At 43.0% G+C, this 230-nt stretch carries 1 protein-coding gene; it reads right to left on the bottom strand.

Annotated elements, in window-relative coordinates:
• The coding region (locus tag LJE12_RS19920) for an IS110 family transposase (protein ID WP_227292454.1) at positions 1–230 on the bottom strand (230 nt) is incomplete at both ends.

The raw sequence follows: 230 nt of genomic DNA, 5'->3' as shown, positions 1-230 counted from the left end.
TACCCGAAGCGCCAAAAATATCAGAAATAAAGGATGATAGACGGAAGCCGGAACTCTGTAAAAATTTCTCAATCCTGTTCTTCTGTGACGTAATATCGCGGATGACACTCTTACGGTAACGATTTAGATCGCGGAATTCCCGAATTTTTTTTTCGGGAATAAAACTTCCGTTCAAAAGTCCGGCGCGAAGCAAGGTGGAAATCCATTCGGAATCCCGCATATCGGTCTTT

This window comes from Blautia sp. DFI.6.71, from assembly GCF_020593585.1.
Taxonomy (GTDB): domain Bacteria; phylum Bacillota; class Clostridia; order Lachnospirales; family Lachnospiraceae; genus Blautia_A; species Blautia_A wexlerae.
Note: the sequence above shows the minus strand (reverse complement) of the source record. Positions and strands in the feature narration are given on the sequence as shown.